This window comes from Candidatus Afararchaeum irisae (assembly GCA_034190545.1).
In the GTDB taxonomy this organism is placed as follows: Archaea; Halobacteriota; Halobacteria; order Halobacteriales; family Afararchaeaceae; genus Afararchaeum; species Afararchaeum irisae.
This window is the reverse complement of record JAXIOF010000093.1, coordinates 1-6,677: the sequence shown is the minus strand read 5'-3', so window position 1 is coordinate 6,677 and position 6,677 is coordinate 1. Positions and strand designations below refer to the sequence as shown.

The 6,677-nt window shown below is 58.4% G+C and carries 7 protein-coding genes and 1 tRNA gene; 3 read left to right on the top strand and 5 right to left on the bottom strand.

All coding sequences use genetic code 11. From position 1 onward, the window contains the following. Positions 1-53: 53 nt before the first annotated feature. From SV253_09145 to SV253_09125, 5 genes are all read right to left on the bottom strand, one after another. Positions 54-311 carry a hypothetical protein gene (locus SV253_09145; protein MDY6776217.1) on the bottom strand — a complete coding sequence of 86 codons (258 nt, stop codon included), beginning with the start codon at positions 309-311 and terminating at the stop codon, positions 54-56. A gap of 103 nt (positions 312-414) precedes the next feature. Continuing rightward, positions 415-487: transfer RNA gene (locus tag SV253_09140), tRNA-Pro, on the bottom strand. Positions 488-511: 24 nt separating this feature from the next. Then, positions 512-1,132: a hypothetical protein gene (locus SV253_09135; GenBank protein ID MDY6776216.1), complete on the bottom strand. Its 621-nt coding sequence runs from the start codon at positions 1,130-1,132 to the stop codon at positions 512-514. 44 nt (positions 1,133-1,176) lie between these two features. After that, complete coding sequence (locus SV253_09130; protein MDY6776215.1) at positions 1,177-2,226, bottom strand: mRNA surveillance protein pelota; 1,050 nt, start codon at positions 2,224-2,226, stop codon at positions 1,177-1,179. 12 nt (positions 2,227-2,238) lie between these two features. Continuing rightward, the gene (locus SV253_09125; GenBank protein ID MDY6776214.1) at positions 2,239-2,703 is read right to left on the bottom strand and encodes an FKBP-type peptidyl-prolyl cis-trans isomerase; all 465 of its coding nucleotides are present in this window, start codon (positions 2,701-2,703) and stop codon (positions 2,239-2,241) included. Between the two features lie 72 nt (positions 2,704-2,775). Between SV253_09125 and ilvD the strand changes: the two genes are divergently transcribed. From ilvD to SV253_09110, 3 genes are all read left to right on the top strand, one after another. Beyond that, positions 2,776-4,461: a dihydroxy-acid dehydratase gene (ilvD, locus tag SV253_09120; GenBank protein ID MDY6776213.1), complete on the top strand. Its 1,686-nt coding sequence runs from the start codon at positions 2,776-2,778 to the stop codon at positions 4,459-4,461. Between the two features lie 72 nt (positions 4,462-4,533). Further along, positions 4,534-6,303: an arginine--tRNA ligase gene (argS, locus tag SV253_09115; protein ID MDY6776212.1), complete on the top strand. Its 1,770-nt coding sequence runs from the start codon at positions 4,534-4,536 to the stop codon at positions 6,301-6,303. Beyond that, positions 6,303-6,677 (top strand): amidohydrolase family protein (locus SV253_09110; protein ID MDY6776211.1); only part of this gene is annotated, 375 nt, incomplete at its 3' end. The genes argS and SV253_09110, both read left to right, overlap by 1 nt.

The window sequence follows — 6,677 nt, the reverse complement described above, 5'->3', positions numbered from 1 at the left end:
AGGAAGCCCCTCCCTCAGCGAGCGCGTCAGCGCGAGCAGGGTGGGGTAGTTCACTATCCGTGTTCTTCCTGTAGATGGTTGAGAAGCCTGTCGACTGCCATCATCCTCATCTCGTTGTCGAACTTCTGAGCCTCCTCCTCGCCACCGAGACCTCCGGGCTCTATGACTGCAGTCTCGCCACAGTCGGGACAGTCGAACTCGTATCCGCCGCCGTCGTCTCCCGCTCTCTCCGAGAGGAAGTCGTGCTCTTCTAAGAGATGTCTGTGTACCCTCATACGTATGGCTTCGAGGTCACAGTAAGGACATTCCATAACTCAGAATAGGATGCTAAGCTTAAGTCACCATCGCATCTCCGGAGTCTATGGTATGCTGAGAGAAAGCTGACTGTTTGAGAGCCCGCAAAATCAGAGATTTTGGGCCGGCGCGGATTCGAACCGCGGTCTATGCCACCCGAAGGCACAAGGATGCCAAGCTACCCTACCGGCCCGCGTACATACTTAGATAGGAGAGGCTACAAGTCAGTCTTTCGGTATGCTAAGCTGACGCCGTAGAGTGCTATGCCGCCGGCTACGACTGCGACGACCCCGACTAAGGCTCCCGAGACGGGGTCGAGAAGGACTGAGACTGCATAGGAGACGACAGCCGCGACTAAGAGTATGACAACACCTATTCCGGCTAAGAGGGTTCTGAGACGGTAGCCGTCTTCGGAGTCGGACTTGCCGCCTCTGAGTAGCTCACGGTCGTCGGAGTCGTCTACGTGGACGCGCTGGGGCTGTGAGAGCGACTCGTCGACATCGACCCTGTTCTCGTCCTCGTCAGGCTCTATCGAGACCGAAACATGTGTCGTCTCGGAGCCATACCCCGCGGTGACCTCAAGCGTCCCCTCGACGCCGGGGGTCTCGGGGTCACAGTCGACCACAGCCTCGAACTCCTCCGAGTCCTCGACGTAGAGGTTGGGGTTTCCTATAGAGACGTGGGGAGCGAGATCGTCGTCGGTGTTTATGTAGAGGTGCGAGGGCGACCCCCTGTTCTCTATACTCACGACGAAGTTACCGTCGACTGTGAGACTCCTGGGGCTCACGTCGACCGAGTTGACTCCGTTCGCGTTTAGTGTCACTCTGAGAGTCTTCACTATATGAGAATTAAGACGACTCTGATATTAAGTTTGTGAAGGTCTCAGCGCAGCTTATATCTCAGGAGCGCGGCGATACCCCCAAGGCTGTCGAGCCTCTTACCGGGGTCGAAGTCGCTCGAAAAGACTGTGACATCACCGCCTTTCTGTTCGGTCTGTCTTATCAGGGGATCTATCTCGTCCCTCCTGTCTCTCAGAGCCTCGTCTACGACCAGAAGTGTCTCGACAGCACCGTAGTCGACTGCCTTCTCGACCTCGTCTAAGCCGTACGCCGCGGCTCCGTCGGTCGATATACGTTCCATGAGTTCGTCTATGAGACGTGACTCACGTGAGATACGTGCCTCCTCTGCGACCTTCTCGACGGTTCCTCTCTTGAGTACCTCGTGGACACCGCGCGCACCGACGCTCGCGACGTCCTCTGTGACTATCTTCTCAGCGATACTCGGAGCGTTCTCCTCGATGTAGTCGAGGGCGTCCTTCTTGGTGAATCCGGGACCCGCGAGTATCACGGCGTCGGCGTCCGCCGCAGTCGTCTTGAGAGCCGAGAGTAGCTCGCCGAAGAGCTCCTGTCGCGGACGTGCGTCCTCGCCCTTTCCTGTCGTCGAGGTTACAGTCGTACGTTCCTCGATGCCGTACTCCTCGACAGTGTGTATATGTGCCTCGCCCTCCTCGACAGTGACGACGACGACGTCCGACTCGACGGTCTCCTCTGCCTCTTCGAGACGCTGAAGCTGGTCGGGCTTCCACGTCTTAGTGATCTCCATCTCCTTGTTTATCTCGACGTTGAGTGTGTGGTGGCTACCTATCTCCCTCTCCTTGCCACACGACTCTATGACTCCCGAGACACGGAGACGGTTCGAGAAACGGTGGAACTCGACGTCCTCGACCCGCAGATCGACGTGCATAGTCTCTCGTGTCCCCGTGTCGGCACGTGTCGTCTCGTCGACGCGTTCGATACGTCTCTCGGTCAGACCCGAGACGACGTCGCCGTCCTCGACTATGTACTTGAGGTGCCAGAGGTCGTCGAGCGTCTCGGGGACGAGAGTCACAGTGCCGTAGCCGTCGTCTCCGATATTCCTCTCCTGTACGTTCATCTCCCTGCTACTCTAGTTTACCGCGACTACTTCTACCTCGAAGACGAGTTCCTCTCCTGCGAGTTCGTGGTTGAAGTCGACCTTGACGGTACCGTCTTCTACTTCGGTCACGTCTCCGTGCGCGCCTCCCTGAGCGTGGACGTGCATACCGACTTCAGGCTCTGCGCCGTCAAGCATCTCCTGGAAGTCGTCGTAGTCGTACTCGACTACCATCTCGTCGTCGTACTCTCCGTATCCCTTCTCGGGAGGAACGTCTATCTCCTTCGTCTCTCCTTCTTCCATTCCGACGACACCCTCGTCGAACCCCTGTATCATCTCGTCGGCTCCGACCTCGAACTCGAGAGGCTCGTAGTCACGTCTCTCGTCGAAGACTCCGTTGTCCCTCGCGGTCTCCTCGTCGGAGGTGTCGAATACCTCTCCGTTTGTCTTTCTTCCCGTGTACTCGACTCTGATCGTGTCTCCTGCTTCAACTGCCATGTTACGTCTTTGGGACGCTACGTGTAAAAGCCACCGAAGGTTTATGCCGAGAAAGACACCCTATATATCCGCATGAGAAAGATAAGGAGCCAGGAAGTCACCGAGGGTGCCGAGAGAGCACCTCACCGCGCTATGTTCCACGCGATGGGGTACACCGACGAGGATCTCGAGGAGCCACTGATAGGCGTCGCGAACCCCGCGGCGGAGGTCACGCCGTGTAACGTACATCTCGACGAGATATCCCAGTACGCGAAGGACGGTATCGAGGAAGCCGAAGGAACACCGATAGAGTTCGGGACGATCACCGTGAGCGACGCTATCTCGATGGGTACTGAGGGGATGAAGGCGTCCCTCATATCACGTGAGGTCATAGCCGACTCGGTCGAACTCGTGACGTTCGCCGAGAGACTCGACGGTCTCGTGACTGTCGCAGGCTGTGACAAGAACCTCCCGGGTATGATGATGGCGGCGGCGCGTCTCGACCTCCCGACAGTCTTCGTCTACGGCGGCACTATTCTCCCGGGCAAGTACCACGGCGAGGACGTGACTATACAGGACGTCTTCGAGGGCGTCGGCGAGTACTCCGAGGGCGACATAACCGAGGAAGAGCTCGAGGAGTTAGAGGACGTCGCGTGTCCCGGACCCGGATCGTGCGCGGGTATGTATACCGCAAACACGATGGCTTCGATAAGCGAGGCACTCGGACTCGCTCTCCCCGGCTCCGCTACGCCGCCCGCCGAGACAGACGAGAGGGAAGACACAGCCTTCGACTCGGGCGAGGCTGTCATGAGGGTCTTAGAGGAAGACATACGTCCCTCCGACCTCCTGACACGCAAGGCGTTCGAGAACGCGATAGCTCTACAGGCAGCGATAGGCGGGTCGACGAACGCCGTCCTCCATATCTTAGCGATAGCCGAGGAGGCAGGCGTAGACCTCGAGATAGACGACTTCGACAGGATATCGCGGAGGGTTCCACATATCTGTAACCTCAAGCCCGGCGGCAGCCACGTCATGGCTGACCTCCACAGAAACGGCGGTATACCCGTCGTCCTCAAACGCCTCCTCGACGACGGTCTGATACACGGCGACGTCATGACTGTCACGGGACAGACTCTCGAAGAGAACTTAGAGGAGATGGATCTCCCCGAGCCGAGTCCGAGTGTCGTGCGTCCGCTCGACGACCCGATACACGACGAGGGCGCGATAGTCATACTCAAGGGCAACATAGCTCCCGAGGGTGCGGTTCTCAAGGTCACGGGCGACGACGACTTCGTATTCGAGGGTACCGCGAGGGTCTTCGACCACGAGGAGGAGGCGTTCTACGCGGTCGAGAACGGCGAGATAGACTCGGGCGACGTAATTCTCATAAGGTACGAGGGACCAAAGGGAGGACCCGGAATGAGGGAGATGCTGGGTGTGACCGCCGCAGTCGTCGGACAGGGTCACGAGGACGACGTCGCATTACTCACCGACGGACGTTTCTCGGGTGCTACACGTGGACCTATGATAGGACACATAGCTCCTGAGGCTTACGTCGGCGGTCCACTCGCCGCGGTACGTGACGGCGACACGGTGGAGATCGACATACCCGAGAGAAGGCTCGACGTCGACCTCTCAGACGACGAGATAGAAGACAGACTCGAAGACTGGGAACAGCCCGATCCCAACTACACCTCGGGCGTCTTAGCGAAGTACGGCGACTCCTTCAGTTCGGCGTCACTCGGTGCTGTGACGAATCCGGGTGTCAAAGACGACTAAGCCTTCTCAGACTCAGACTCAGACTCAGTTTATTCCGGACACGGTTTAAACACCTTTCACGTAACCTACTGTATGTTCACCCAGTTCAGGAAACAGGTCGAGGAGTCTCTCTCCGAATCCCTCGACTCAGCGGGCTACTCGACCGAGGATCTGAGTCTCGAAAAGCCACCAGAGGACGTCGACGCGGGTCTCGCCTCCGCAGTCGCTTTCTCTCTCGCTGGCGACGAGAATCCCGCCGAGGTCGCACACGAGATAGCGGCGAACCTACATATAGGCGAGTACGGTCTGATAGGCGGCGCGTCGGTAAAAGGACCTTACATCAACTTCTCCGTCAGCGACGACTACCTCGAAAGGACGGTCGAGGAGGCGACCTCCGACGACTATCCGGCTCTCCCCGACAAGGACGAGAAGATCATACTCGAACACACCTCGGCGAACCCCACGGGACCCCTCCACGTCGGAAGGGCGCGTAATCCCATAATCGGAGACTCGATAGCGCGTCTCTTACGGAAGGCGGGCTACGACTTAGACGTCGAGTACTACGTCAACGACATGGGAAGACAGGTCGCGACGATAGCGTGGGCTTACGACAGGATAGACGAGTCAGAGCTTCCCGAGAAGGAACGTGACAAGCCCGACCACGACATAGTGAGGTACTACAGGAGGGCGAACGAGATACTCGAAGCCGAAGCCGAGGGCGAAGGCGAAGACGAATCCGGAGCCGAGTACAACAGCACCAACGGCGAGATGACCGCCGAGGACGAGATAGACGAACTCCTCTCAGAGCTCGAAAACGGCAACGAGGACGCCCTCGAACTCGTCGAGGAGGCTGTCGAGTACTGCTTGGAGGGACAGAGACAGAGCCTCGAACGTATAGGCGCGTCGTACGACAGATTCGTCCACGAGAGTCAGTTTGTGCTTGAGGGCGATGTCGACGACGTGAGCGAGAGGCTCAAGGAAGACGAGAGGAGCTACGAGGAGGAAGACGCACGTAAGATCGACCTCTCCGACTTCGACATAGACAAGGAGCTCGTCTTCGAGAGGAGTGACGGCACATCGCTCTACACGACACGTGACATCGCATACCACATCGACAAGTTCGAGAGATCCGACGACGCCGTCAACGTTCTCGGTGAGGATCACAAGCTCCAGGCGAAACAGCTCGGAGCGGCGTTAGAGATACTCGGAGAGGACAGGAAGCCGAGAAACGTCTTCTACTCGTACGTCAGTCTCCCCGAGGGCAAGATGAGCACACGTGAGGGCACAGTCGTCAACATGGACGACCTCCTCGACGAGGCGGTCGAACGCGCCAAGGACGAGATACAGGAGAGATCCGACGAGAGGAGACGTGACGTCGAAGAGGTGCGCGAGACCGCCGAGAAGATCGGCATAGGCGCGGTTCGTTTCGACATAGTCGCACGCCAGGCGGAAAAGCCGATCACCTTCAGATGGGAGGACGCTCTCAACTTCGAGGGTCAGCACGCTCCTTACATACAGTACGTTCACGCGAGGGCGTCGGGGATACTCGAACAGGCAGACGCCGACCCCGATGCCGACCTGGACGTCGATCTCCTCGAAGACGACGAGGAACGCGGGCTCATAGAGAAGATAGGAGAGCTATCCGACGTCGTCGACAACTCCGCCGAGAGCCTCGAGCCACACAGGATAGCGACCTACTCGCGTGAGTTAGCCGAAGCCTTCAACGAGTTCTACCGAGAGTGCCGTGTCTTAGACGTCGAAGACGACCTCAAGAAGGCGCGCCTGGGTCTCGTCCTCGCCTCGAAAAACGCGATAAGTAACTCGCTCGGTCTCATAGGAGTCGAAGCACCGGAGGCGATGTGATGAGAGAGGAAGTCAGGAAGGTCACCCTCGGTGACGAGGACGCAGACCTTGTACTCAGAGGCGGCACCGTAGTCTCGACGCCTGACAGGCAGACACGAGAAGTCGACGTCGCGGTCAAGAACCGACGTGTAGCCTCTCTCAGAGACGACGCGACAGACGTTACGGGAGACGAGACTGAGGTCATCGATGTCTCGGGTAAGTACGTCTCCCCGGGCTTCATAGACGTACACACACATCTTGATCTCCACCAGAACGTCGAGAAGTCGTACCACAGAGCCTTAGAGGGCGGTACGACTGCGGCTGTCTCCGAAGTCGCCGCTCTGGGTCCGACCTTCGGCTCCGAGGGGGTCGAGGAGTTCCTGAAGGCGACCTCA